At 50.6% G+C, this 235-nt stretch carries 1 protein-coding gene; it reads left to right on the top strand.

The window, feature by feature from the left end:
* Positions 1-235: YHS domain-containing protein (locus APU11_RS26570; protein WP_114078533.1), on the top strand; the 235-nt coding region annotated here is incomplete at both ends.

The raw sequence follows: 235 nt of genomic DNA, 5'->3' as shown, positions 1-235 counted from the left end.
CAGCATTCGATACCAGGAGCATCAGCTTTATTTCTGCTCCGCCAGCTGTGAGAGCAAATTTAAAGCTCATCCCGATCATTATCTTACAGAAGATGCCAGTGAACATTCCCATCACCACCATCACCACGAGGTCATCCCTGATCAGATAAAACAGCCTCACCACCAGGCGGAGAACGATATTTCTGAAGGTGTGTGGACATGCCCGATGCACCCGGAGATACGCCGTCGTGGTCCA

The organism is Enterobacter sp. 50793107, assembly GCF_001463365.1.
Taxonomy (GTDB): Bacteria; Pseudomonadota; Gammaproteobacteria; order Enterobacterales; family Enterobacteriaceae; genus Enterobacter; species Enterobacter cloacae.
Note: the sequence above shows the minus strand (reverse complement) of the source record. Positions and strands in the feature narration are given on the sequence as shown.